Source organism: Marinobacter sp. CP1 (genome assembly GCF_001266795.1).
Lineage (GTDB): Bacteria > Pseudomonadota > Gammaproteobacteria > Pseudomonadales > Oleiphilaceae > Marinobacter > Marinobacter flavimaris.
In genome coordinates, this window is the sequence record NZ_CP011929.1 from 4,567,986 (window position 1) to 4,593,735 (window position 25,750).

General features: G+C 56.9%; 27 protein-coding genes and 1 tRNA gene. 19 read left to right on the forward strand and 9 right to left on the reverse strand.

All coding sequences use genetic code 11. The features are described 5' to 3' along the window. The first annotated feature begins 22 nt into the window (after nt 1–22). The 4 genes from ACP86_RS20990 (at nt 23) to selD (ending at nt 5,099) form a co-directional block, all read left to right on the forward strand. Nucleotides 23–1,543 (forward strand): carbon-nitrogen hydrolase family protein, encoded by a 1,521-nt coding sequence (locus ACP86_RS20990; protein ID WP_053115322.1) that lies wholly within the window; start codon nt 23–25, stop codon nt 1,541–1,543. 172 nt (nt 1,544–1,715) lie between these two features. Further along, on the forward strand, nt 1,716–2,114 hold the full coding sequence (locus tag ACP86_RS20995) for a hypothetical protein (protein WP_008171578.1): 399 nt from the start codon (nt 1,716–1,718) through the stop codon (nt 2,112–2,114). 40 nt (nt 2,115–2,154) lie between these two features. Next, complete coding sequence (locus ACP86_RS21000; protein ID WP_053115323.1) at nt 2,155–2,823, forward strand: helix-hairpin-helix domain-containing protein; 669 nt, start codon at nt 2,155–2,157, stop codon at nt 2,821–2,823. Next, entirely contained in the window at nt 2,823–5,099 is a 2,277-nt protein-coding gene (gene selD / locus ACP86_RS21005; RefSeq protein ID WP_053115324.1) for a selenide, water dikinase SelD, read from the forward strand. Before ACP86_RS21000 ends, selD begins: the two co-directional genes overlap by 1 nt. On the opposite strand, the gene senB is transcribed toward selD, so the two are convergent. Continuing rightward, a complete protein-coding gene (gene senB, locus ACP86_RS21010; protein WP_053115325.1) occupies nt 5,096–6,082 on the reverse strand; it encodes a selenoneine biosynthesis selenosugar synthase SenB in 987 nt (328 codons plus the stop codon). The two genes, selD and senB, sit on opposite strands and share 4 nt — an antisense overlap. A gap of 30 nt (nt 6,083–6,112) precedes the next feature. Between senB and ACP86_RS21015 the strand changes: the two genes are divergently transcribed. From ACP86_RS21015 to ACP86_RS21030, 4 genes are all read left to right on the forward strand, one after another. Beyond that, nucleotides 6,113–7,120 (forward strand): putative selenate ABC transporter substrate-binding protein, encoded by a 1,008-nt coding sequence (locus ACP86_RS21015; protein WP_227507777.1) that lies wholly within the window; start codon nt 6,113–6,115, stop codon nt 7,118–7,120. Then, complete coding sequence (locus ACP86_RS21020) at nt 7,120–7,770, forward strand: ATP-binding cassette domain-containing protein (RefSeq protein ID WP_053115327.1); 651 nt, start codon at nt 7,120–7,122, stop codon at nt 7,768–7,770. The genes ACP86_RS21015 and ACP86_RS21020 overlap by 1 nt, the downstream gene beginning before the upstream one ends. 13 nt (nt 7,771–7,783) lie before the next feature. Continuing rightward, on the forward strand, nt 7,784–9,250 hold the full coding sequence (locus tag ACP86_RS21025; RefSeq protein ID WP_053115328.1) for a PhnE/PtxC family ABC transporter permease: 1,467 nt from the start codon (nt 7,784–7,786) through the stop codon (nt 9,248–9,250). Nucleotides 9,251–9,402: 152 nt separating this feature from the next. Then, nucleotides 9,403–10,005, forward strand: a complete 603-nt coding sequence (locus tag ACP86_RS21030) for a hypothetical protein (protein ID WP_053115329.1) — start codon at nt 9,403–9,405, stop codon at nt 10,003–10,005. On the opposite strand, the gene ACP86_RS21035 is transcribed toward ACP86_RS21030, so the two are convergent. Further along, nucleotides 9,998–10,309: a hypothetical protein gene (locus ACP86_RS21035; protein WP_053115586.1), complete on the reverse strand. Its 312-nt coding sequence runs from the start codon at nt 10,307–10,309 to the stop codon at nt 9,998–10,000. The genes ACP86_RS21030 and ACP86_RS21035 overlap by 8 nt on opposite strands. 123 nt (nt 10,310–10,432) lie before the next feature. Further along, nucleotides 10,433–10,900, reverse strand: coding sequence for a hypothetical protein (locus ACP86_RS21040; RefSeq protein ID WP_075267822.1), 468 nt, complete (start codon nt 10,898–10,900; stop codon nt 10,433–10,435). Nucleotides 10,901–11,032: 132 nt separating this feature from the next. Here ACP86_RS21040 and ACP86_RS21045 point away from each other — a divergent pair, with 132 nt between their 5' ends. The 3 genes from ACP86_RS21045 to ACP86_RS21055 are packed head-to-tail and all read left to right on the forward strand — an operon-like array spanning nt 11,033 to nt 13,255. Further along, nucleotides 11,033–11,953, forward strand: a complete 921-nt coding sequence (locus ACP86_RS21045) for an ABC transporter ATP-binding protein (protein WP_053115330.1) — start codon at nt 11,033–11,035, stop codon at nt 11,951–11,953. Nucleotides 11,954–11,978: 25 nt separating this feature from the next. Then, nucleotides 11,979–12,740 carry an ABC transporter permease gene (locus ACP86_RS21050; RefSeq protein ID WP_053115331.1) on the forward strand — a complete coding sequence of 254 codons (762 nt, stop codon included), beginning with the start codon at nt 11,979–11,981 and terminating at the stop codon, nt 12,738–12,740. After that, the gene (locus ACP86_RS21055; protein ID WP_227507779.1) at nt 12,704–13,255 is read left to right on the forward strand and encodes a DUF192 domain-containing protein; all 552 of its coding nucleotides are present in this window, start codon (nt 12,704–12,706) and stop codon (nt 13,253–13,255) included. Before ACP86_RS21050 ends, ACP86_RS21055 begins: the two co-directional genes overlap by 37 nt. Before the next feature lie 25 nt (nt 13,256–13,280). Here the strand turns inward: ACP86_RS21055 and ACP86_RS21060 are convergent, their stop codons facing one another. After that, complete coding sequence (locus ACP86_RS21060) at nt 13,281–14,072, reverse strand: enoyl-CoA hydratase (RefSeq protein WP_053115333.1); 792 nt, start codon at nt 14,070–14,072, stop codon at nt 13,281–13,283. 188 nt (nt 14,073–14,260) lie between these two features. Between ACP86_RS21060 and ACP86_RS23050 the strand changes: the two genes are divergently transcribed. Genes ACP86_RS23050 through ACP86_RS21070 form a run of 3 tightly spaced genes read left to right on the forward strand, consistent with a single transcriptional unit; the run spans nt 14,261 to nt 16,178 of the window. Continuing rightward, nucleotides 14,261–14,404 (forward strand): hypothetical protein, encoded by a 144-nt coding sequence (locus tag ACP86_RS23050; protein WP_167450411.1) that lies wholly within the window; start codon nt 14,261–14,263, stop codon nt 14,402–14,404. 38 nt (nt 14,405–14,442) lie between these two features. Then, complete coding sequence (locus ACP86_RS21065) at nt 14,443–15,321, forward strand: DMT family transporter (RefSeq protein WP_053115334.1); 879 nt, start codon at nt 14,443–14,445, stop codon at nt 15,319–15,321. A gap of 53 nt (nt 15,322–15,374) precedes the next feature. Next, nucleotides 15,375–16,178, forward strand: coding sequence for an enoyl-CoA hydratase-related protein (locus tag ACP86_RS21070; RefSeq protein ID WP_053115335.1), 804 nt, complete (start codon nt 15,375–15,377; stop codon nt 16,176–16,178). Between the two features lie 38 nt (nt 16,179–16,216). On the opposite strand, the gene ACP86_RS21075 is transcribed toward ACP86_RS21070, so the two are convergent. From ACP86_RS21075 to ACP86_RS21085, 3 genes are all read right to left on the reverse strand, one after another. Beyond that, nucleotides 16,217–16,579: a hypothetical protein gene (locus ACP86_RS21075; RefSeq protein WP_053115336.1), complete on the reverse strand. Its 363-nt coding sequence runs from the start codon at nt 16,577–16,579 to the stop codon at nt 16,217–16,219. A 142-nt stretch (nt 16,580–16,721) separates the two neighbouring features. Then, nucleotides 16,722–16,808: transfer RNA gene (locus ACP86_RS21080), tRNA-Leu, on the reverse strand. 75 nt (nt 16,809–16,883) lie between these two features. After that, entirely contained in the window at nt 16,884–17,525 is a 642-nt protein-coding gene (locus ACP86_RS21085; RefSeq protein WP_039881891.1) for a class I SAM-dependent methyltransferase, read from the reverse strand. Nucleotides 17,526–17,708: 183 nt separating this feature from the next. Here ACP86_RS21085 and ACP86_RS21090 point away from each other — a divergent pair, with 183 nt between their 5' ends. Genes ACP86_RS21090 through cydC form a run of 4 tightly spaced genes read left to right on the forward strand, consistent with a single transcriptional unit; the run spans nt 17,709 to nt 23,477 of the window. Further along, nucleotides 17,709–19,151: a cytochrome ubiquinol oxidase subunit I gene (locus ACP86_RS21090; RefSeq protein ID WP_053115337.1), complete on the forward strand. Its 1,443-nt coding sequence runs from the start codon at nt 17,709–17,711 to the stop codon at nt 19,149–19,151. Nucleotides 19,152–19,153: 2 nt separating this feature from the next. Beyond that, nucleotides 19,154–20,155 carry a cytochrome d ubiquinol oxidase subunit II gene (cydB, locus tag ACP86_RS21095; protein ID WP_014577124.1) on the forward strand — a complete coding sequence of 334 codons (1,002 nt, stop codon included), beginning with the start codon at nt 19,154–19,156 and terminating at the stop codon, nt 20,153–20,155. After that, entirely contained in the window at nt 20,156–21,868 is a 1,713-nt protein-coding gene (gene cydD / locus ACP86_RS21100) for a thiol reductant ABC exporter subunit CydD (protein WP_053115338.1), read from the forward strand. Beyond that, a complete protein-coding gene (gene cydC / locus ACP86_RS21105; protein ID WP_053115339.1) occupies nt 21,861–23,477 on the forward strand; it encodes a thiol reductant ABC exporter subunit CydC in 1,617 nt (538 codons plus the stop codon). Before cydD ends, cydC begins: the two co-directional genes overlap by 8 nt. Here cydC and ACP86_RS21110 read toward each other — a convergent pair. Both ACP86_RS21110 and ACP86_RS21115 read right to left on the reverse strand, forming a co-directional pair. Continuing rightward, nucleotides 23,474–24,715 carry a saccharopine dehydrogenase family protein gene (locus tag ACP86_RS21110; protein ID WP_053115340.1) on the reverse strand — a complete coding sequence of 414 codons (1,242 nt, stop codon included), beginning with the start codon at nt 24,713–24,715 and terminating at the stop codon, nt 23,474–23,476. The genes cydC and ACP86_RS21110 overlap by 4 nt on opposite strands. A gap of 67 nt (nt 24,716–24,782) precedes the next feature. Further along, a complete protein-coding gene (locus ACP86_RS21115; protein WP_053115341.1) occupies nt 24,783–25,199 on the reverse strand; it encodes a hypothetical protein in 417 nt (138 codons plus the stop codon). Nucleotides 25,200–25,406: 207 nt separating this feature from the next. Here ACP86_RS21115 and ACP86_RS21120 point away from each other — a divergent pair, with 207 nt between their 5' ends. Beyond that, nucleotides 25,407–25,736, forward strand: coding sequence for a hypothetical protein (locus tag ACP86_RS21120; RefSeq protein ID WP_008171619.1), 330 nt, complete (start codon nt 25,407–25,409; stop codon nt 25,734–25,736). The last annotated feature ends 14 nt before the right edge of the window (nt 25,737–25,750 follow it).

Sequence of the window (25,750 nt, forward strand, 5' to 3'; positions counted from 1 at the left end):
TAACGAACGGGAGCCGAACTGAATGGCCCATGAAGAACTGCACCTCAACCTCCGGAACCTGAGGCTTGATGACTACGATCAGCTTCAGAAGCTTATGGATCGGGTATACGACGACATCGGAGGCTCCTGGCCGAAGGACACCATCAAGGCATTGGTGGAGCAGTTCCCCGACGGCCAGATCTGCATTGAGGAAAGTGGGCAGCTTATTGCGGTTGCGCTGACGGTTTGCGTTAAGTACGAGCGTTTCAGCAACCCGCATACCTACGACGATCTGATCCTCCGTAACGAGAAGATCTGGCACAACGCCAATGGTGACTCCCTCTATGGGCTGGATGTCTTTATCCACCCCGACTACCGGGGCTACCGACTGGGTCGTCGACTCTACGAAGCGCGAAAAGAACTCTGCCGCTCCATGAACCTGCGTGCCATCCTGGCGGGCGGGCGCATACCGAGCTACTTCAAATACGCCGAACAGTATTCACCCGAGGAGTACATTCAACGGGTCGATCGGAAGGAAATCTACGATCCGATTCTGAGTTTCCAGCTCTCAAACGATTTCCAGGTTACGCGGTTGATGCACAAATACCTGCCCGAGGATGAGAAATCCCAGGGCTACGCCACGTTGCTGGAATGGCGGAACATTCTCTACACCCCACCTTCCCCGGTTCTGAGCGTCAAGAAAACTCAGATAAGGCTGGGCGCTGTGCAGTGGCAGATGCGTGAGTTCACCTCGGTTGAAGAGGTGCTCGAGCAGGTCGAGTACTTCGTGGATGCCTTGTCTGACTACAAAAGTGATTTCGCCATCTTCCCGGAGTTTTTCAACGCGCCGCTGATGGGACTGACCGATCAGATGGACCAGACCCGGGCCATCCGTTTCCTCGCCGGATTTACCCAGCAGTTCCGGGAAGAGATGTCTGAAATGGCGGTGAGCTACAACATCAACATTATCACCGGCTCCATGCCACTGATCGAAAACGATCGGGTGTATAACGTGTCCTATCTCTGCCACCGGGACGGGCGTGTTGATGAGCAACGCAAGATTCACATCACGCCCCACGAACGCCGCGACTGGGTTATCGAGGGCGGCAACCAGTTTGAGGTCTTCGAGACCGATGCCGGCCGTGTCGCCATCATGATCTGCTATGACATCGAATTCCCTGAACTGGGCCGTATTGCTGCCAGCCAGGAGGTTGATATCATCATGGTGCCGTTCTGGACCGACACCAAAAACGGCTACCTCAGGGTTCGTCAGTGCGCCCAGGCCCGCGCCATCGAAAACGAATGCTATGTGGTCGTCACTGGTAGCGTTGGCAACCTGCCGAAAGTCGAGAACCTGGACGTCCAGTACGCCCAGTCTGCCGTATTCTCACCTTCGGATTTTGCCTTCCCGCACGATGCAGTTATGGCGGAAACCACGCCGAATACGGAGATGATCATGTTCTCCGATATGGACCTGGAAAAGCTGAAACTGGTGCGTAACGAGGGGTCTGTCACTAACCTGAAAGATCGTCGCGTTGATATGTATGAATTGAAGACCAGGTAAACTGGCCCGATCAGCCAGGTGAAATTGTTAAATAACTGCGTTAGCGGTCGATCGTATGGCACTGATGGCGTTGCAAAACTAGAATTCAGTGTCTATTGTTTAACCAATATCCAGCCTGTCTCCCAATGAGACAGGTTGCTGTGGATACGGAAATCACCAGAGAACCCGATTCATGAACGAAGCATTGCCGGACCTTGTCGCACGATTCCGAGTCAGACAGGGCCTTTTTCGGAAGGAACTTGTCGAAGCCGCCCTTTATGAGCTGGACGGCTACGGTTGTGTTATGAAAACCGACAAAGTGTTCAACCCCGGTGATACCGTGGTGCTCGATCTCGTGATGGACATGCCGTTCGACAAGATCCGCGCAGAAGGACTCGCCGGCCTGGTGACCGAACGCAGAAAACACTGCAGCAATTTCTTCTATTCAATCGATTTTGTAGAGCTCGACTCCAACGGCAGCTCGTCGCTGGCGGAAAAGCTCCGCAGAATCCGGGAAGTGCTATCCAAGAAACAGTCGCTCAAATCACGTCGTTCCCCAGGCTCCATGTCCGGTTTCCGGCAGATGGCCTGATATTGATTTTCGTTGAAACCTGCCCGTAAGGAGACATTCCATGGCGAAGAAAGCCAAACAGAACGTTGATAAAATCGTGAAAAAGGTCAACAAGGAGTTCGAAAAGACTTCATCCCAGATCGAAGGCCTGGTGAACGATGCGCTGAAGCAGTTCGACAGCCTGCAGAACCAGGTTCAGGAGCCTGTTCGCAAGCTGCTCAAGGAAATCGACGAGCTTCGCGACCGCGAGATGAAGCGTTTCCACGAAGAGTTTGAGCGTCGCCTGGAAGAGTTCCATGAACTGCAGAGCAGCATTCTCGAGCGGCTTGGCGTGGCTTCCAAGGAAGCGGGTGAAGAGGTCAAGAAGCTCACAGATGAAGTGAGTAAAGAGGCCAGCACGGCAGCCAAGAAATCAGCGCCTAAGAAAACCGCCAAAACAGCTTCCAAAGCCAAAGGCGCGACCAGCAAGCCTGCGGCGAAAAAGCCGGCTGCGAAGAAGCCTTCAGCCAAGAAAGCACCAGCTGCCAAGGCTGCAAAGCCGGTCGACAAGAGTGACCTGACACTGGTTAAAGGTATCGGCCCGGCCACCGCGAAGAAGATGAAGGATGCTGGCATTACCTCCATCGACCAGATCGCCAATCCGTCTGCCGAAGATCAGGAAAAGCTGAAGGCCTTCTCAAACGTCAAGGGATACAGCCAATTCAGCGCTGAAGCCAAGAAAATCAGCTGATGCGAACGCCTGACCAGCCTGTTTTACGGGACATTGTCCTGATTGGCGGCGGGCACAGCCACGTCGGGGTACTCAAGCGGTTCGCGATGAACCCTGTTCCCGGCGTGCGCCTGACCCTGATCTGCCGCGACACCCACACCCCCTATTCCGGCATGCTGCCGGGCTACGTGGCAGGCCACTATAGCTACGACGATGTCCACATCGATCTGAGCCGCCTGGCGGAATACGCTGGCGCGCGCTTTTACCGGGCCGAAGCCATGGGCATCGACCGGGATCAGAAGCGGGTTATCTGCCGCGGTCGCCCGGATGTGCCCTACGACATACTGTCAATCAATATTGGCTCGTCTCCGCGGGTCAATGAAGTGGAAGGCGCTTCCGACCACGCCGTTCCGGTGAAGCCGATCACCGGCTTCAACAACCGCTGGCTTGCACTGCTTTCCCGTATCGAGAATCACGACGGGCCGCTGGCGGTTGCCGTGGTTGGCGCTGGTGCCGGTGGCGTTGAGCTGACCCTCGCCATGCAGTTTCGACTGAAGAATGAACTGAAACAGCGTGGTAAAGATCCCGGTCAGCTGCATTTCCACCTCTTCGACGCCGCCGACCAAATTCTACCGACCCACAACCCCAAGGTGCGTGAGGTTTTCCGAAAAACCTTGTCGAATCGTGGTGTGAAGGTCCATCTGGGATCGCCAGTCAGCAAGGTTCAGGAAGGGTTATTGATTACCGAATCCGGCGAAACCCTGCAAACGGACGAAGTGCTCTGGGTAACCCGGGCTGGTGGCCCGGAATGGCTCAAGGACACAGGCCTGGCGCTGGACGATGGTCTGTTCCTGAGAGTACGCGATACCCTGCAAGTGGAGAATGACGACAGCATTTTTGCTGCTGGCGATATTGCCAACGTCTTGAATCACCCCCGAGAAAAAGCGGGGGTATTTGCGGTAAGACAGGGCCCTCCCCTCGCCGACAACCTCAAGCGGCTTGCAACCGGCAAGGATCCGAAGGATTTTCATCCGCAGAAGAAGTGGTTAGCGCTAATCAGCACCGGGGACAAGTACGCTGTGGCCTCCCGGGGAGATTTGCAGTTCGACGGCGCCTGGGTCTGGCGCTGGAAAGACTGGATCGATCGCCGCTTTATGAAGAAGTTCAACGATCTGCCTCCAATGGAGGAAGAATCCAAACTGCCGGATACGGCTGCCGCACAGAATGCCGAGGAAGCCTCCCAGGCCATTTCGGCGGTTGCCATGCGTTGTGGTGGTTGTGGCGCCAAGGTGGGCAGCACCGTTCTTTCGCGTGCCCTGGGAGAGCTGAAACCCATTGAGCGGGACGATATCCTGATCGGGCTTCACGCCCCGGACGACGCCGCCGTGTTGACAGTACCGCCCGGCAAAGCCGTGGTTCACACCGTGGATTTCTTCCGTGCGTTCATTGACGACCCCTACATCTTTGGCAAGGTGGCGGCCAATCATAGCCTCGGTGACGTCTTTGCCATGGGCGCCGAAGCCCAGAGTGCCACGGCCGTTGCCACGGTGCCTTACGGTATTGAATCCAAGGTTGAGGATGTCGTCTATCAGATGATGTCTGGTGCTGTTGAAGTGCTGAACGAGGCAGGATGCGCGCTGGTTGGCGGCCACACCGGCGAGGGCAAGGAACTGGCCCTGGGCTTTGCAGTCAACGGCCTGATCGACCCGGAAGAAGTCATGAGCAAAGGTGGCCTGAAAGCGGGCGATGCCCTGATTCTCACCAAGCCCATCGGTACAGGCACCCTGTTTGCCGCTCACGCAAAGCTGGCGGCCAAAGGTCGGTGGATCGATTCCGCCCTCGCCTCCATGATCCAGTCCAATAAGGCGGCAGCAGACTGTCTCAGGAAATTTGGATCAAAAGCCTGTACCGACGTTACTGGCTTCGGCCTCCTCGGGCATCTGGTTGAAATGACCAAGCCCTCGGGTGTGGATGCCGAACTGGATCTTTCTGCCATCCCGATCCTTCCGGGCGCGGAGGAAACAGCGGCAGCAGGGATCCTTAGTTCCCTGCAACCTGCAAACATCCGCTTGCGCCGGGGTATCCGGGATCAGGAAAAATGGGTAAATCATGCCCGATATCCCCTGATTTTTGACCCTCAAACGGCGGGTGGTCTGCTGGCAAGCGTTGCGGCAGACAAAGCCGAAGAATGCGTCCGGGAGCTGAAGTCGTTGGGTTACCCGCATACCGCGATCATCGGCCGGATTACCGCCCAAGATGAATCGGGGCCCATCGAGCCTATTTCCCTGCGGGATTAACGTCCCTGTGAGCAGCGATGCATTGCAAGGCGTAGCGCCTGCTCCAGGGATGCCTGTTCTTTTTCGGGCAGGAAACGCTTGGCCAGATTACCAACCTGCGCTTTGAGGCTTTCGAGAAACGCAGGTTCGGTCTCTGCGTGTTGCAGCAATCCGGCCAGCGCCTGTTCGTCGCCAACGGGGAAATATCCGGCATAGTCACGCCCCAGCAAACCAACATTGCCCGGAATGTCGGATGCCAACACCGGCAAGCCAGCCCGGCAGGCTTCGGAGACCACGTTTGCGCCACCCTCCATTACCGAGCTGATCACCATTAACTGGCTGTTCGCCATCAACTGCCGGGTGCGGGTTTTATCCAGCTCGCCGAGCCATTGGAAGCGTGGGTTTTCAGCCATTTCCCGCTCTGCTTTGTTGTGCCATGCGTCGTTGTGGGCCTTGCCGGCGCAAAAAACCTGTACCTTCGAATCCTTCGGAAGCAATCGCGCGGCATAGGCCGCCCGCAGAGAATCCTTTTCGTCCCGAAGATGACCAATCACACAAGCGCCAAAACTCTCCTTCGTGAGATCCGCTTGCCGCGCCGGAAAGGCCTCCGGCCCCTCAGCCGATTGGTATAGCGTGACCAATTTGCTGGCAAGGCCGGCGGGTATGTCGTGCGCTACCAAGTCGTGCAGACCAATAAGCGCATCGGCCGCGCCCATGGAATACCGGGTGTCTTCCGGGTATTCGTGCTGGTGGTAATAGATATCCGTGCCGGTGAGAGCCACGATGAGCGGCTTTTCAGGCCAGATTTCGCGGAAATGCCGTATGGCATCGACACTACGCCAGGCATGCAGGGCTATAAACGCATCGCAGGGTTCCCCGTGGTATTCAGTAACCACGTCGACCGAGTGCCCGGCACTTTGCAGCAAGGTCTCCCACCGTTCCGCCGTTGCCCGGTTTCCTGCTTTCGAACCCGGCTGCGCCGGCGTGATCATTATCAGATGCATTGTCTTTGATTGAACCCAGCTTACTGAAAAATGGAGTGTTCGGCCCTGAGCCAATTAAACCCGCAAACCGTACAGCTGTTCAGAGTTAACCCAAATCAAGGTATCCTTCTGAAGCAGGAGTCGTTCGCTTCATCTCTGCACTGTAAATATCCATTCCAAAAAGGAAAAACCATGACCCACAATCTTATACGGAAATTGCTGATTATTGGTCTCTGTTCTCTTTTTTCAGCCGCCGTGACCGCGCAGACATTCATTTTTACGGCAATACCGGACGAAGATGAAACCAAGCTCGTCGAGCGTTTTCGCGGCATTGCGGACTACCTTTCCGAGGAACTGGATGCCGATGTGAAGTACATCCCCGTGAAATCCTATGCGGCTGCCGTTTCCGCCTTCCGGAATAACCAGGTGCAGCTGGCGTGGTTTGGCGGTCTGTCGGGTGTTCAGGCGAGATCACTTGTACCCGGTTCGCAGGCAATCGCACAGGGCACTGAAGACCAGGCCTTCTACGTCTATTTTATTGCTCATGAGAGCACCGGCCTGAATCGGCAGGATAGCCTGCCAGAAGACGTACGTGGTAAGACCTTTACCTTCGGATCAAAGGGCTCAACGTCGGGACGATTGATTCCGGAGTACCACATCCGCGAAACGTTTGGCGAAGCACCTGAAGATGTCTTTTCTCGGGTCGGCTACAGCGGCAACCACACTCGCACCCTCCGTCTGGTCGAGTCCGGCACCTACGAAGTGGGCGCGATGAACTTCGCGGTCTGGGAAAAAGAACTGGAAAACGGAAACATTGATACCGACGCCGTGAAGGTCATCTGGAAAACACCCGGGTTCCCGAATTACCAATGGAGCATCCGTGGCGACGTGGATGAAAACTACGGCGAAGGCTTTACCGATCGGGTTCGCGAAGCCCTGCTATCGCTTGATGATCCCGAGTTGCTTGAGAGCTTCCCGCGTTCTGATTTTATTCCAGCTTCAAACGACGATTATGAGCCGATTCGCAAAGTAGCGAAAGAAATCGGAATCATTGATTGATGGCAGGCTTTGATCTCTCAGGCCTGACGGCCTCTTTTGGGGGTGAGCGGGTAATCGGGCCTCTCGCCCTCAAGGTAAAAGAAGGAGATCAGGTTGCCCTGGTCGGTAAGAGTGGTGCAGGTAAATCCACTCTTATCCGGCTTATTCACCAGCGAGTGGATGGCCAGTCATCCCTTGTCCCTCAGGAGCTTGGTCTGGTAAACGCCCTTCCGGTGTTTCACAACGTTTTCATGGGCCAGCTCGACAAGCATGCCACCTGGTACAACACCGTTACCCTTGTGCGGCCATTCAAACAGGACAGAAAACAGGTCCTGGAGCTTCTGGACGCATTGAGAATGTCTGAAAAACTCTGGATTCCCACAGCTTCGCTCTCGGGCGGGCAGCGTCAAAGGGTGGCCATTGCCAGAGCCCTTTATCGCAACGCCCCGGTCTTATTGGCAGATGAACCCATCTCCGCACTGGACGGCCCCATGGCGCATCACGTTATGCAATTGCTGCGAGATCGCTTCAAAACCAGTGTTATCGCTCTTCACGATGTGGAAATGGCGATGAAGTACTGTAACCGGATTGTTGGCATACAGAATGGGCAGGTTGCCCTTGATGAGCCTACTGACCAATTGGCGGCCGCAGACATCATGTCGCTGTATTAGGATCTGTCGAGCGATGCTCTCCTACCCAACTGTTCGCACCAGCCTGATCTTTCTTGCTATTGCGCTTGTGGGGCTCTTGTTTGCCGATATTGCGATCACCGCAAACAATCCCTGGCGGGACCTGGGCAACTTTTTCCTGGGTGTACTCACTCCGAACTTTTTCAGCAGCGAAGGCCTTCTTACCGCCTTATTGCGAACGGTGGCCTTTGCGTTTGTTGGGGTGACCGTTGGCGGTGTTTGCGGATTTTTTCTGGCTCTGGTGTACCGGTTCCTCCCGGTGCGGATTTTTTGCGCCTTCATCAGGGCAATTCACGAGCTATTCTGGGCTCTGATTTTTCTGCAGTTTTTCGGTTTCCACCCCCTGACGGGCGTGCTGGCAATCGCGATACCCTACTCCGGCATTTTCGCCAAGGTTTACTCCGAGATTCTCGAGGAAGCCGACCCGGAACCAGGCAGGCTCCTGCCGCCGGGGACAGGAACCATCGCGGCGTTCCTGTATACCAAGATTCCTGATTGCTGGGTCCAGCTGAGAACCTACACCGCCTATCGCCTGGAATGCGGTCTGCGTTCAAGCGCCATACTCGGATTTGTTGGCCTGCCGACTCTGGGGTTCTATCTGGAAACGTCTTTTTCCCAGGGCATGTATTCCGACGCCGGCGCGATGTTGATACTCTTTTACGTGCTCATCGCCACCATTCCCCTTTGGGTAAGACCCAAGTTGTTGCCGGTGTACATCGTGGGTGCTCCCTTTTTCCTCGGCGATGGCCTGCCCATCGTCTGGGGTAATGTTGAGCGGTTCTTCACCGAGGATATTGTCCCCAGCCCACTGAGGGATGGTGAGGGCCTGGCCGGCCTGTTGCCGTGGCTGAATGAACTGATGGTCGAACAGGCATTGCCTGGCATCTGGAACACCGTCATTCTCACCCAGATTGCACTGGTGGCCACGGGTATCCTCACGCTGCTCCTGTTCCCGCTGATTTCAAATCACTTTGGTGGCCCGATACGTCGGACCTCCGGTCATGTTTTTCTGGTGATTGCCCGATCAACGCCTGAATACATCCTGGCCTACATACTCCTGCAACTCTGGGGGCCTTCCATGCTCCCGGCTGTGGTTGCACTGGCCCTTCATAATGGCGGCATCATCGGCCACCTGATCGGCCGGCAAACCAATACCATCCGTTTGAGATCCGATGCGCCCAAGGGGCTTAATCGCTATGGCTGGGAACTCGTGCCCCGGGTCTACCGGTCGTTTCTCGCGTTTCTGTTTTACCGCTGGGAAATCATCATGCGGGAAACCGCCATTCTGGGCATTCTCGGCATCTATACCCTGGGCTTTTATGTCGATAGTGCCATCCAGAGTATCCGCTTCGACCAGGCCATGGTTCTGATCCTGATAACGGCCATGCTCAATATCGGCGTGGACATTCTTGGCCGCTACATCCGCCGCAAGCTCGCCCTTCAAACCATGCCCACCTGTTAAGCAGTAACGCTCCGGGCCCGTTGCGATCCCCGTCACAGTTCCGTCATTTCGGTCAACCCTCCGCTCGTTATTGGCGACGGGTTGGCGGTATCGATGGGATACATTTGGTTACACTCGGATAACCTACTGCAACATTCAGAGTTTTGGTGACGATGGTTAACGGTTTGGTACTTCTTATTCAGGTGGGGCTGCTGGCGCTGCTTGTTCTGCTGGCCTTGCGGATGGTTACGCTGGTGCGTTCAGAGCCAATGGCCGCAGGGCATCAGGAATTCTGGTCAGGAAAGGGTCAGGCCACCGGCCATGATCTTTCTTCCGGCACCTCGGAATGGCCCGTTGCGGTGCGCAAACCCGTTGTCGAGACCCCATCGGACCGCGCCCAGATCATTACCCGGCTGCATATCCTTATTGGGCTCCAGGAACGGGATTGCCGGGTAAACGGCCTGGACCTTACCACCGCGCCCGAGGCCGTGAAGGCATATACTGCCGCCTGGCTCTATGGTGCCGGGTGTGCCCTGAGCGATAAAACCTTGCGGCATTCCGAGACGCTGGCCGTTATCGTTGCCCAGATTACCAGCCGTAAAACCGGAATCCGGCAGCCGGAAGCCCTTCAGACGATAAGCACATTGACGGCCGACAAGACTCACCTGGCCTGCTTCAGGGCGGGACTGGAAGGTGCGGAATTCTGGCAGTACAACCATTACGTACCGCCGACATCAAGCCTCTACGAGGCAATAACCGACAACGCGTTCATTTAGCGGCCTGCTTCGCCGCGGTTTCGAGCACCCAGTCGGTACCCAGAGCCACCGGCTCGGCGTGATCCTGCTCGTCTGCCCGGGTACCGGTAATTTCGGGCTGGGTAAAACCGCCATCGTCGGTATTGGCCATGGTGTCCACATCCACCGAACGCACCACGTAGGTAACCCCGCCGGCCAGCACTTTCGCACGGTGAGTCAACCCGAAAACAAACCGGCAGTAGTCCAGCTTCAGCTGGATAAGATCCTGCTCGGCTTTGCGGATCTTTCTCAACAGTACCTTTTGAACGCTATCTCCGTAATCCATCACGTTGTCCCTGCTAATGGCGTTGGTGTTTTCGAGGTGGGAACCCGAACGTTCATTGATTTTACACAATCCCGGACGGTTGTCAGCCGACTGGCTTCCGGTTTACCAGATGGTTCACCGGGCTCAGTGTGGTTCGGCCTGAAAAACCAGCTTTACCGGGATATTCCCGATGGGCTGCTGGCCCTGCTGCAGATCTATCCGCCAGGTCATGGTGGCGTCCACAGTGCAGAAGGGTGCCGTGAAGCGTGCGGAGTATTCATTTCCCGTTCGGTTGCCCAAGGGTACAGGGTATTCGCCCATATACATGGATTCGCCCCGCAGCACAGCGAGGAACCGCTCCGGGCGTTCGGGGGTTACAACCGTGAGTTGATACTCCATGCCCTGTTCGCCCTCGCCCAGTTTGCTGAGGGTGGCTTCCCACTCCCCGGAACTGTTCGACCAGCTGCATGGCCCCTCTGCCAGCAGATCACACCGGGCCGCGGCATCCTGGGTATTCTGGTCGTTGCCGGCGTCCCCAGGCATGAACCAGCCGAAAACAACCAGGGCAACAAGCCCCACAATCAATCCTGTCGCTGCAATAGCGCGTAACATAACGGCACCCCGAACAAACCTGGCCGGCATTATGGAGTTTTCTTCCTCCCAGGCAAAGGTTTCTAAACTGGCGCCAGTCATGAGAAAATACTGCGCCTTCAATTAGACCCATTCTGACCACAGGACACGCCCGTGCAGCCGGATATTTCCGTAAAGCACCTGAGCAAGGTATATGGCGACGGTTTTCAGGCCCTGAAAGACATCAACCTGGAGATCCAGCGTGGCGAAATCTTCGCCCTGCTCGGCCCCAATGGTGCCGGCAAGACCACGCTGATCAGTATCATCTGCGGCATCGTTAACCTCTCCTCCGGCGAGGTAAAGGCCGATGGCTACGACATTGTCAAAGACTACCGCAAGGCCCGCGAGACCATCGGCCTGGTGCCCCAGGAACTGAACACCGATTCCTTCGAGACCGTGTGGAATGCGGTCTCCTTCAGTCGCGGATTGTTCGGCAAGCCACCCAAGCCCGCGCACATCGAAAAAGTGCTGAAGGACCTGTCGCTCTGGGACAAGCGCAACAACCGAATCATGTCGCTCTCCGGCGGGATGAAGCGTCGCCTGATGATTGCCAAGGCACTCTCCCATGAGCCGCAGATCCTGTTCCTTGATGAGCCCACGGCCGGCGTTGACGTGGAACTTCGCCGGGACATGTGGGAAATGGTGCGCAAGCTCCGTGAAAGCGGAGTGACCATCATCCTGACGACCCACTACATCGAAGAAGCCGAGGAAATGGCGGACCGGATCGGGGTAATCCGGAACGGCGAGATTATCCTGGTCGAGGACAAGGTCCAGTTAATGACCAAGCTGGGCCGGAAAGAGTTGCGGCTCCACCTGCAGCAAAAGCTGGACCGGATACCGGGTGAGCTCACCCTGGAACCCCTGGAACTGTCCGATGATGGCTACGAGCTGATATACACCTTCGACGCCCAGCAGGAGCAGGCCGGCGTCGCCCGCCTGCTGCGCACTCTTGGCGATCTGGGTATCGAGTACCGGGACCTGCAAACCCGGGAGAGTTCCCTCGAAGAGATTTTTGTCGGCCTGGTACACGAATAAGCCAGCCGGCTCATTGGAGAAAGGCATGAACCTATACGGTATCCGCGCAATCTACAATTTTGAAATGGCCCGCATGCGACGCACGGTGATGCAGAGCGTACTGTCGCCGGTGATTTCCACCTGCCTGTATTTCGTGGTCTTCGGCTCCGCCATCGGCTCCCGCATGGGCGATATCGACAACATCGCCTACGGCGCCTACATCATCCCGGGGCTGGTGATGCTCTCCCTGCTGATGCAGAGCATTTCCAACGCCTCTTTCGGCATCTATATGCCTAAGTTCTCCGGCACTATCTATGAAGTGCTCTCAGCGCCGGTGTCCTACGTGGAAGTGGTGCTCGGTTACGTCGGCGCGGCGGCCACCAAGTCCGTCATCCTGGGGCTGATCATCCTTGCCACGGCGAAATTCTTTGTGGATTACGACGTGCTGCATCCCTTCTGGATGTTGTCCTTCCTGGTGCTAACGTCGGTGACCTTCAGCCTGTTCGGTTTCATCATCGGTATCTGGGCGGACGGTTTCGAAAAGCTCCAGATTGTACCCATGATGATCGTCACGCCGCTGGTATTCCTTGGCGGCACCTTCTATTCAATCGACATGCTGCCGGAGATCTGGCAGACCGTGAGCCTGTTCAATCCGGTGGTTTACCTGATCAGCGGTTTCCGTTGGGCGTTTTACGGCGTGTCTGACGTTCATATTGCCATCAGTGTGGGAATGACCCTCGTATTCCTCACGGCCTGCATGGTCGGCATCTGGTGGATTTTCAAGACCGGCTACCGGTTGCGCTCGTGACCTGCGCATCAAGCCCGGTTCGGGGGGCGGAAGTCTGGGCCCTCCTTGCAGCCAGCTTATTGCTCTACGGCTGCTCCTCGGGCATTGCAGCGCCTCAGGACGGCCTGCCGGTTGTCGAGGCCTGCTTTGTGTCTGCGTCGGGCGTGGTGCCAGTGCAACTCGAGATTGCCAGCACTTCCGAGCAACGCCAGAAAGGACTGATGGGCCGTACGTCCATGGCTCCCGATGCCGGGATGCTGTTTAAATACCGCGAGCCGAGATCAGCCAGCCACGGATTCTGGATGTACAAGACCCTGATTCCCCTCGACATCGCCTACCTGAACGAGGATGGCAAGATTGGCAGCATTCGCAAGATGGTGCCCTGCCCCTCGGCCAGCGGCTCCGGTTGCCCCACCTACCCGGCCGGTGTGCCATTCATCGAGGCCGTGGAGATGAACGCCGGCTTTTTCCTGGAACATGGAATCGGAACGGGCGACCGGCTTGCCATCGGAAAGGACAATTGCCCGGCAAATTAGGCCGGGCAATGTCTCAGCAACCGGTTCAGCTGTCCTGCCACTCTGGCTTGCGCTTCTCCAGAAATGCGCAGATACCTTCCTGGGCATCGTTCGCCATCATGTTGTCTGCCATCACCTTTGAGGTGTACTCATAAGCGTCCTCCAGCGGCATTTCCAGTTGCCGGTAGAAGGCTTCCTTACCAATCTTCAGGGTATGGCCGGACTTGTCTGCGATGGTACGCGCCAGCTTGTAAACCATTTCGTCCAGGTGCTGCTCATCAACAATCTGATTGACCAGTCCGATGCGTTCAGCTTTTACGGCACCAATCATCTCACCGGTCAGCAGCATTTCCATGGCGTGCTTGCGTGACACATTCCGGGACAGCGCCACCATCGGCGTGGAACAGAACAGCCCTATATTGACGCCAGGCGTCGCAAACCGGGCGGTATCGGCCGCCACGGCCAGGTCGCAGCTGGCCACCAGCTGGCAGCCGGCGGCGGTCGCAACACCCGCCACCCGCGCAATGACTGGCCGGGGCAGGTTCACGATCTGCTGCATCACCTTGCTGCACTGGTTAAACAGGGCCAGCTGGAATTCATGGCTATCAAACTGCTCACGCACTTCCCGGAGGTCATGACCGGCACAAAACACGTTGCCATGAGCCGCAAGCACGACAACCCGCGTTTCCGAATCGGAGGCGATGATCTCCAGCTCTTTAGACAAGGCCTCGAGCATAGCCATGGAAAGGCTGTTTTTCTTCTCCGGCTGGCTCAGTGTAAGCGTGGTAATGCCATTTTCGCTGTACTTGTGCACCAGCTCTTGTGTTTGTTCAGTCATGTGGACACTCCATTTGAATCGTTGCTGCACCGGGCATTCTGGAATCTTACCCAGAGTATTGCTGACTGCGTCTATACTGTCGAAGCGACTTTTGTAGGATGCTCAGTTTTCAATGCGTTGCGGTTGTTATAGACCTCTGCTGCCCATAGGGTGTTGTAAGAAGCCAAAACTGCAGAGAGGAATAACACATGTCAAAATCGATGATCCTCAAAGCGATCTTCGCCATCGCGGTTATCGGCGGAGCAGTCTTCATAATCGTAAAAGACGAGCCAGCAACACCAACCGGCGACATCAACAGCATCCAGCCGCTGCCGGAACAGGACAACCCATAAATTAACCGAACCACCACACCGGAACAGGCGAAGCCACGTTGCAGACGACCAGAATCAAAGGACTGACCATCGCAGCTCTGGGCGTGCTGTTTATCGTGCCCGATGCATTGCTGGTGAAAATCACCTCCGTGGATCCTGTGGTCTTTCTGTTCTGGCGCGGCCTGTTACTGGCGATCAGTTTTTTTGTGATCAGCTGGGCGCGATACCGTTCCCGACTGGTGCCTGAAATTCGAAAATGCGGCCGTAAAGGCCTGTTCTGTGCCGGTGCCTTTGCCATCAGTACCCTCGGGTTCGTGGTTGGCATGAAGAACACAGCCGCCGGCAATGTGCTGGTCATCCTGAACACCGCGCCGGTCATCGCGGCCGTGATTGCCTGGGCGGTCTGGAAAGAAACGCTGCCTCTTCGCACCTGGGTAGTCATTTTGGTGTGCGTCACCGGCGCCACCTTCATGGCCGTGGGCGAATTTGGCAAGGGCGACCCTCTGGGCCTGCTGATGGCCGTGGTTGCCGCCACTGCCCTGGCCTCCAACCTCAACGTCGCGCGCTCCAAACCCGACAGCGATATGAGCGTGATGCTCATGTTCGGCGCTCTGGTGCTGGCAGGTGTGGCGGCATTGCTTGGTGGTGCGCAGATGCCCTCGGCCCGTGATTTCTTCTTTATCGCCCTGCTCTGTCTGGTGTTCCTGCCCACTGCGTGCATCCTGATCCAGATTGGCCCCCGCTATATTCCGGCGGCGGAAGTCAGCCTGATGTTGCTTCTGGAAACCGTGTTCGGGTCTTTCCTTGTTTGGCTATTCCTCGGCGAAGTACCGCCAAAGCTCAGCCTGGTAGGCGGTGTTATCGTATTCTCCGCCCTGGCGGTGCACGGCTGGACGGAAGTAAGCCGGTACCGAAAAGCGCGGGTGGCAGTTGATTAACCCGGTTCCCGCGCGCGAAGATACGCGCTGATCAAAAACAAGGAACCGCAACAATGACCACCGTACCCAAGCTCACCGATGCCCTGTTGACCCTCGAGAACCGTGTCGCCACGCTTACTCTGAACCGTCACGACCTGCGCAATGCACTGACCGGCTCAAACCTGATCGACGACATCGTGACCACCGCGGAATGGGTTAACCAGTGCGAAGACGTGTCGGTACTGGTGATCACCGGAGCGGGCTCTGCGTTCAGCGCCGGCGGCAACATTCGGGACATGGCCAACCGCAGCGGCGATTTTGCAGGTGACGTGGCCGAATGCGCCGACCGTTACCGCAAAGGCATTCAGCGCATTCCCCTGGCCCTGCAGAATGTGGAAGTGCCCATCATCGCCGCGGTCAACGGTCCCGCCATCGGAGCCGGCTTCGATTTGGCCAACATGGCGGATATCCGCATTGCCTCGGACAACGCAAAGTTCGGCGAAACCTTTCTTAACCTGGGAATCATTCCGGGTGACGGCGGCGCCTGGTTCATGCAGCGCCTGATCGGCTACCAGCGCGCCTTCGAGCTAACGCTTACCGGGCGGGTGATCGACGCTACAGAGGCAAAGGAGCTGGGCATTGTTCTGGAGGTGGTGCCAGCGGACGAACTGATGAACGCTGCTCAAACCATGGCAAGCCGCATGGCCAGCCAGCCACCGAAAGCCACTCGCCTCACCAAACGCCTGATGAAAATGGCGCCAAGAATGGAACTGAAGGATTTTCTGGATGTGTGTGCCGACTTCCAGGGCATGTGCCACAACGAGCCTGAGCACCTGGAAGCGGTTAACAAAATGCTGGAAGCAATGTCGAAAAAATAGTGGCAGCGGCCAAATGGCCGCCTATCCATCAGACGGGGCTATTGCCCCGTAAAGACCTTGAGGTCGAGCTCTTTCTCCACTTGCCTTGCAATCGTCTCGTCAGAAAGACTGAAAGCCACATGAAACCCCTTTTCGGTCTCGATACCACCATCATTGATGATGGAAACCACCTGCGCAGGATCTGTCAGTTCACTGACATCTTCGACCAGCGCTATCTGATCATCTTCCGCAAGCAGACTGTTTGCCGCTTCAATCGCCGAGGAGGCACCCTGGCCGGGTGATGGCGTACAGACAATCATTCTCGCCTGCCCTACTGGCGTCACGATCAGCCGCTTGGCTTTCTCGATGGGATCGTTCACATAATCTGCGATTTGCTTACCGATAGTTTCAACTTCGGCCATGTCGTTCTGTCTCCTCATGCGGAAAACATTGAGTTAAACCTTACGCCTGCCGGAGAAACGTCGATCACTGCTCATTTGCTGCCGAGATCTGCAGGTTGACAAAGATCACAAGAAAACACTTGAGGGACATTGATAACAAAGGTGGTGCTCCGGGCCGGAATCGAACCGGCACGACCTAACGGTCGAGAGATTTTAAGTCTCTTGTGTCTACCAATTTCACCACCGGAGCATTCGGGGGAGGTTTTGACGGGCAGAATTGTATAAGTCTGCGTGGGGTAACGCAATTCGGATTCTGCCCGCACTATCAGGCTGCCGGGCTGGTCTTTAGCGGGTTGATCGCCCTGCCCTTATAAATGTATCCCGCGATTTTCGGTGCCTTCGGGATGTAGAGGTTTTCAAGTTCCTGGATTTCAAAGCCGGCGTGACGGATCAGGTCTGCGATGTGTCGGTTCAGGTGGCAGCCGCCGGCCAGCTTTTTCCAGCCGGGGGTGATGCGGTTTTGCCATTTTCTCGTGTCATCGTGGGGCGATTCGCCGTGTTCGAGGAACAGGAGTTCACCGCCGGGTTTGAGCACTCGGCGCATCTGTTGAAGAGCGGCGTTCCAGTCAGGGATAGTACACAGCGTGAAGGTCAGCAGAACGGTGTCCACGGAGTTGTCGTCCAGAGGGATTTTCTCCCCGGGCAGATCCAGCCATTCCACCTTTATTGGAGTTTTGGCAAGGTTTGGCAGGGCCTTTCTACGCATGCCTTCTGATGGCTCCAGGCCGTACACCATATCGACGTTGTTGGCGTTGTAGAATTCCATATTGATGGCGGAGCCCATGCCCACTTCCAGGACGACACCTTTGGCATGGGGAACCACCTGGCTACGAAGTTTCATCACCTGGCCCATTGAGCAAGCCCGGTCTATGATGTGAGGCAGTATTCTGTCTTCGTAAAAGCTCATCGGCATCACCATAATTGTTTTAAATCAAGGGTGCGACAATCGGCCCTATCGAAACTGCTAGCTTATTTAGTAGCATAGTAACCATCTGCCGGTAATAACAATATAACAATCAGAGCTAAGGCAGCGGCTGAATGGGTTCGCTGGGCCCGTTTGTTATGATGTGATCGTTACCGGAGGGTTCCCATGGAACTTGATCCTCTCATCCTATCGCGAATCCAGTTCGCGTTCGTGGTGTCATTTCACGCCATTTTTCCGGTGTTTACCATCGGCCTCGCTTCCTACATCGCGGTACTCGAGGGCCTGGCCTTCAAAACCGAGAATCCGTTGTGGGTGAAGCTCTCTGCCTTCTGGACCAAGGTGTTTGCCGTGGTGTTTGGCATGGGGGTGGTATCAGGCATCGTGATGTCGTTCCAGTTCGGGACCAACTGGAGTAATTTCGCCCAGGCCTCTGCCAATTTCCTTGGGCCAATCCTGAGTTATGAGGTGGTCACGGCGTTCTTCCTTGAGGCGGCGTTCCTCGGCGTGCTCCTGTTTGGTCGCGACAAGGTGCCCGCTGGTGTTCACCTGTTTGCCGCTATCATGGTTGCCACCGGCACCTTCATTTCGTCGTTCTGGATTCTCTCGGCGAATAGCTGGATGCAGACTCCGGCTGGCACCGAACTTCGCGACGGCGTGTTCTACGTCACTTCCTGGAGCGAGGCGATCTTCAATCCCTCATTCCCCTATCGATTCGCCCATATGGCACTGGCTTCTTTCCTTACCGGCGGCTTTGTGGTGGCCGGGGTGAGCGCCTGGTACCTGCTGCGCGGTCGCGAGGTTGAAGCCAACAAAAAGGCACTGTCCATGTGCCTTTGGCTGTTGCTGTTCATTGCGCCTGCCCAGGCAGTCCTGGGGGATTTCCACGGCCTGAACACTCTTGAGCACCAGCCGACCAAAGTCGCGGCTATGGAAGGTAACTGGGAAACCTCCCGTAACGTGCCGTTGCTGCTATTTGCCATTCCCGATCAGGAAAACCAGCGCAACCTGTTTGAGATTGGCATTCCCAGCCTGGCCAGTTTCATTCTCACCCACGAATGGGACGGTGAAGTGCCGGGTGTAAGCGCGGTTCCTGTTGACGAGCAACCACCCGTCGCAATCGTGTTCTGGTCGTTCCGTATCATGGTGGGCATTGGCCTTCTGATGATCGCCTTCGCGGTTACCGGCCTGGTTCTGCGTGCGGGCGGTAGATACTGGCGCACCAACTGGTTCCTTCAGGGTATGCGCTTTATGAGCATTGCACCTTTCTTTGCAGTGCTGACCGGCTGGTTTGTGACCGAGGTGGGTCGCGCGCCCTGGCTGGTGTACGGCCAGATGACACAGGCACAGGCATTGACTCCCTCTCTGACCGGCGGCATGGCATTGTTCACACTCATCGGCTATATCGTTGTGTACGCTCTGGTGTTCTCTGCCGGCGTGTACTACCTGATGCGCGTGCTTTATGTGGGTCTCGAAGACCACGATGAAGACGAGCACGAGGCCGAACGGCCGAAACGTCCGTTCTCCGCCGCACACGTGCCTTTCGAAATCGATCACGACTCCGGCGATACTGTTGGTACTGCCAAGCCAGTAAACCAGGGAGGTCACTGATTATGGAACTGTTTGATCTGCCTCTTATCTGGGCATTTATTATCGGCTTCGGCATCATCATGTATGTGCTGATGGACGGCTTCGATCTGGGCGTGGGGATACTCTTCCCCTTCGCCCCGAACGAGGAAGCCCGGGACACCATGATGAACTCAGTGGCGCCGGTGTGGGACGGCAACGAAACCTGGCTGGTGCTGGGTGGTGCCGGGCTCCTTGCCGCGTTCCCGATGGTGTATTCCATCTTCCTGCCGGCACTGTACATCGGTGTGTTCCTGCTGCTGGCCGGGCTGATCTTCCGGGGCGTGGCGTTTGAGTTCCGATTCAAGGCCCGTACCTCCCGCTATCTGTGGAACTGGGCTTTCGCGGGCGGTTCAACCGTTGCGTCCTTCGCACAGGGTGCTGTCGTCGGCGCCTATATCCAGGGTTTCGAAACCGCCAACGGCGTTTATGTGGGCGGCGCGCTGGACTGGCTTACGCCATTCACCGTTCTCACCGGCCTCGGAATGCTGGCCGGCTACTCCCTGCTGGGTTCCACCTGGCTGATTATGAAAACCGAGGGTTACCTGCAGCAGTGGGCCTACAAGATCACCCTGCCGTTGCTGCTGGCGGTGTTGGTTGTCTTTGGCATCATTGGGGTCTGGACGCCGTTCGTGGACGAAATGGTCCGTGAGCGCTGGTTCTCTAACCTGAGTATCATCTGGGTTCTGCCAGTCCTGACCCTGCTTTGTGCTATTCAGATCTACCGTTCAGTACGTGATCGCCGGGACGGCATGCCGTTTGTGGCTACCATGGGGCTGTTCATCACCACCTATCTGGGTCTGGTAGTCAGCCGCTGGCCTTATGTGGTTCCACCGGAATACACGCTCTGGGAAGCCGCGTCCGCCTACGAATCCCAGCTGTTCCTGCTGTTGGGCCTGTTGTTCGTGATCCCGATCGTGCTGGTGTACACCGCCTGGACCTACTGGGTCTTCCGCGGCAAGGTGCGCGCCGGAGAGGGATACCACTGAGTGGCGGAGTCACTGGCCAATGATGGCGGGGGAGATTCCCCCGCCACTGACCAGAAAGCCGTCAAAGGCTGGCTCGCGCAGCTTGCCCTCGGCAATCGCCTCTGGATCCGCAGTGCTGTTGCAGCGGGCACAGTGGCCGGCATAGCGACCATCATCCAGATGGTTTTGTTGGCCCGGATAATTCATCTGGGCGTGATTGACGAGGTCCCTATTGCGGACCTCACTCCCCTCTTCCTTGGGCTCATTCTCGCACTGGCGGTTCGGGCACTTGGCCAGGGCTTTCAGACGCGTTTTGCTGCCCGTTGCAGCGAACAGGTACGGCGGGATGCCAGGCGCCAGCTCCACAAACACTGGCAGGCCAACGGCCCGGTAGAGCTGGGCCAATTCTCCGCAGGCACCCTTGCCCGGGAATGGATTGACCACGTGGAAGCACTGCACGGTTATTTCGCCCGTTTTCTGCCGCAAATGACGCTGTCGATTATCGTGCCCCTGCTGATCCTCGTTCTCGTGTTCTGGCTGGACTGGCTGGCCGGTATTTTCCTGCTGTTGTCTGCACCGCTGATTCCGCTGTTCATGGCGCTGGTGGGCATGGGCGCGGAAAAGCTAAACCAGCAGCACTTCGAGACCATCAGCCGGCTCTCCGGGCAGTTTCTGGACAAGGTGCGCGGGCTAACCACCCTCCAGTTGTTTGGCCAGACGACGGGCGCTGCAGAACTCATTCGCAAACGGTCCGATCACTATCGGCGCGTTACCATGAAAACACTGCGGATTGCGTTTCTCTCGTCCGCGGTCCTGGAGTTCTTTGCCTCAGTGGCCATTGCCGTTATCGCCATTTACATCGGTTTTGGTTTGCTGGGCTACATCACCTATGGCCCGTCCGAAGATCTCACGCTGTTTTCCGGGCTTCTGATTCTGTTGCTGGCCCCGGAGTTCTTCCAGCCCTTACGGACGCTGTCACAGCATTATCATGATCGCGCAGCGGCCATGGGCGCGGGCACAGAAATTCTTGAACGGCTTGGTTCGCCAGCGCACTTCGACACGTCTACAGATGGCAACCCGGTAGCAGGTGCGGATGATCGCATTGAGTTTCGGTCCGCCAGCAAACGCTTTCGGTCGGATCAGCCCGTGATTCAGGATCTGGCGCTGACCATCCAAAAAGGCGAAGTGATTGCCCTCACCGGCCCCTCGGGCGGCGGCAAGTCTACCCTGCTGCATCTGCTGGCCGGTTTTATGGCACCGGATACCGGTGAGCTCCACCTGTTTGGCGAATCAGCGGGAAGTTTCCGGTTCGGCTGGCTGGGGCAGAAAGGCTTCCTGGTTCAGGGTACCTGGGCCGATAACCTCAGACTGACTACGCCAGATGCCTCCGATATTGCCATTGAAACCGCCCTGCGCAATGTCGGCCTTGGTTCCCTGCTGGACAGCCGGCAACAGGGCATCTACAGCCCGGTATCTGAGGAGGGCCAGGGCCTCTCCGGCGGACAGGCCCGGCGGCTGAGCCTGGCGCGTATTTTCCTGGCAGATTATGACCTGATTCTGCTGGATGAACCTACCGCGGGCCTCGACAGCGACAGTGAAGTGTTTGTGCTGGAGGCCCTGCACAAACTGGCGGTAGCCGGCAAGACCCTGATCTTCTCTACCCATCACCAGGCGTTGCTCACACTGGCAAACCGGGTTCTGCTGGTCTCCGGCGGGGAGGTTCGCGATGCGTGAGCTGAAACCGTGGCTGGAGCTGATCTTAAAGCGGCCCGGACGCCTGGTGGTAGGTGGTTTTCTGATTCTCGCTACCCTGCTCTCCGGCATTGCGCTGTTGGCTGTGTCTGGCTGGTTCCTTACCAAAACGGCGCTGGTGGGATTGCTCCTGGCTGCCGGGGTGGCGGCCACTATCAACCTTTACGTGCCCGGTGGCGCTATCCGGTTTTTCGCTGTTTCCCGAACAGTGTTCCGGTATCTGGAACGGGTGTATAACCACGATACGGTTCTGAGACTGCTTACAGACATCCGCGTGAACCTGTTCTCTCGGCTGTCCCGCGCCACGCGCGTCCGCCGTGGAGAGCTGAGTGGCGCCCAGTGGCTCTCGCGCCTGACCAGCGATGTCGATGCCCTTGATACCCTATACCTTCGCTTGATCGCACCTACGGCTCTGGCTGGCCTGGTAACCGTCCTGGTGTTGGTGCTGGCAGCCATTCTGTTTGATGTTGGAACCGCTGTACTAGTGGGACTGCTGCTTGTGATTGCTCTGGCGGTCGCAACAGTTGGTGTTTACCTCAGGGCCTGGCAACTCGCGGCCCGGCAAAGCGACCGGCAGGAAGAATTGCGAACGGCGGTCATCGAACATATTGAAGGTTTCTCGGAACTTACTGCTGCCGGTCGCACTGGCAAACATGCTGCCTGGCTTATGCGCCAGGCCCATCAGGTAACCTCAGAGCAGGCAAAAACGGACACCCGTGTGGGCTGGCACCTGGCGGGAACCCATCTGCTGGTAAATCTCTCTGCGGTCCTGGCGCTCTGGGCGGGCTTTGCCCTGTTCCAGGCGGGCACGCTATCCGGGCCTGTGCTGGTTTTACTGCCCATTGCTCTGCTCGGACTGGCTGAGGTCTATGCCATGCTGCCTGATGCCTTTGGCAAGCTCGGAGCCACCATCGCCTCCGCGGCTCGCCTGAACCGCGATTGCCGCGAAGAGGAACGGCAGGCTGTCAACGAAAAGCACGAATTACCGCCGGAAACCGCCCTTCTTGCAGACAATGTTACGGTGAAGCACGCCGGTTACGCGCCGCTTTTCACGCGCTTCAATCTTGAGATTGAGGATGGCAAGCGCATCGGTATTCTGGGCCACTCCGGCAGTGGAAAGTCTTCACTCGCCGATGTGCTCGCAGGCCTTTTGCCGGTTGCTCAGGGAAGCCTGGCGCGGAGGGATTGCGTTTACCTGACCCAGAAAACCGTGCTGTTTGAAGACACGTTGCGGGCCAACTTGTTACTGGGCTCTCCGGAGGCTTCGGAGACGGAACTCTGGAGCATGCTGGAGCAGATGGAACTGGCTGAGCGCTTCGCTACCGAACCTGATCAACTCGATACCTGGCTGGGCAGCGCCGGAAGCAGACTCTCAGGCGGCGAGGCAAGAAGAGTGGCACTGGCGCGGGTGTTACTGAATCCAGCTCCCCTGGTCATACTGGATGAGCCGTTCACTGGCCTGGATGCTGAGACCCGGTCGAGGATAGCAAAACGGATGGAATCGCTTCTGGAAGGGAAAACCGTGGTCAGTCTCGCCCACGGGTCGGATGCCCTTCCGGGCACCGACCGTGTGATCTACCTGAGTGGTTAGCGGGTTTCGAGAACCTCAAACGTCAGCCCCGCCTTGCTGGTAAGCCTGTCCATCAGCTTGCCATCCAGCAGAGAAGACGGTGTCCAGAACCCACCTGGCTGATCCGCCGGAATATCGAACGCCAGGCACATGCCCGCTTCGCCCAACATCTTGCCGGTGGAACCGTAGCCCGGATCCTGATCGCCGGTCACTTTGGTGATGATGGTCTTGCCGTCCTCGGTGCGACCAACAAAGCGCAGATCATAAAACCCCGCTTTCTGGGCTTCGGGGCTTGGGCCTTCGCCCGGCTGAGGGACAAACTTCTCCACCAGCCAGCGAGTCGGTTTGATCGCCGAGGCGGTAAAGAACGCCGCCAGGCCGCCGGTGATCGCATAAGCAGCCAGCCGGCCCTTGGTGCCACGACCGGTCATCATGGCTTCATCGTAGGTGAATTCCTTGCCGTACCGCGCGTTCTGCATGGCATTGGAGCGATGCACCACCCGTGTATTGATGGCACCCATCACGAAGGGAGCAAGCCAGGCGTTGAACGTCTTATCAAACTCGGCGCCCTTGAGGCTGGGCTGCCGGGTCTTGGAGCGATGTTCCGGCGGGCAGATGGAGAACGGATTGGCCATTTGTTTCCGAAGTTTTGGATCGGCCGACGCTTCCTTCACCGCGTTCATCAGGGAGGCAACGGTGCCGCCTGAGAATTCGCCTTTGGCGGTTTTAACCCGCATGCGGACATCCCGACATGGTTCGCCGAAGGTCTGCTCTGCCTGGTTCTGCAGGAACCAGACGCCCATATCAGACGGAATCGAGTCAAATCCACAGCAGTGAACAATGCGCGCACCGGACGCTTTCGCTTCCTCCTCGTAGCGCTGCACCATCTTGCCAATCCACTGTACTTCACCGGTCAGATCGCAGTAGTCGGTGCCGCTGCGCACGCAGGCCTGGACCAGCGGCTCGCCATAAAGGGCATAGGGGCCGACGGTGGAAATGATTACCCGGGTCTGCTCACACATGGATTTCAGCGCCGCTTCATCCGATGCGTCGGCCAGAATCACGGGCAGGTCTTTGCCGTTGTCGCCAAGCTCGCTCTTGAGCGCGTTGAGCTTACTCTCGGAGCGCCCGGCAATCGCCCATTTTACCGATTTGCCCACGCCATAGGTTTCGAGCAAGTAACGGGTAAGAATCTGGCCGACGAAACTGGTGGCACCGAACACCACCAGATCATGGGCCGTTTCAGCGGATTTGGTCATTGCTCTTCCTTAGTCAGCTGCATTGCAAACAAGTTGATAGAGAGTTGATTAGGTAATGGTTCGGAGTTTAGCGAACTCCGACAGGCGCTTTCGCACCCATCAGGCGCATGAATACAGCCACGCCCAAGCCCCAGAAACCGTTGAGAAGAAGTCCGCCTACCCAGGTCTGGGCAGAAACATCGAGCCCTTTCAGGGGAAAGACCACCAGCATGGCGACTGCCGTGGGACCTACTGCCCCTACAATGACATGCCCCAGCCAGAACTTCACCCCTGCCAGGCGGCCGAGAATCAGCCAGAGCAACATGCCCCACAGGCCACCGAAGAACGCCAGTGACACAACCTGGGGAACGCCGAACGGCGGTACCGGTGACAGGTTAAACGGTGCTGAGGGTACAATTCCGCCCAGCCAGAACAGTGCGAAAAGGCCCTGATGAAACACCAGGGTCGCGAGAAAACCACTTGCAAACGCTTTGAACCAGACCATGAACAATCCTCTGTTGGTATAAATAGTTGGCCTTAACTCGTTGATTCTGCGTAGCTCATTACACAACTGCAACCGATATTAACAGTTTTGAGCGCTCGTTCTACTTTCCTGGCCGCACACGGGAATCCGTCGTCACGGCCAATCGTTTGTCATAAATGATGGTGCACACTGCAAGGCAGTGCACAAAACGATTTCCGGAGGTTCGAATTGATCACCTTTTTGATGGCATTGAGCATCCTGCTTGTCCTGTTCAGTGGCTTTGTCTGCTGGCAGGTTTTTGAACAGCGTAAAGTGATCGCCCGAATGATGGAGAACGACGATATCGCAGATTCCGAGCAGGAACCGGAGCTGGTTATTACGCTGCGGGTGCTGAATCCGATTGCCCTGGCGAAGCGGGAATCACGCTCTGCCAGGGTGCTGGCCGATAAACTCCCCGTCATGGTGCGCAAGATGGTGTATCAGGAAGTGATGAAAGAGCTCGAAGAAGAGATGTCGGAGCGTGAAATCGATGTGGACATGCAGATCGAGTATCGATGATCACGACGTTTGGG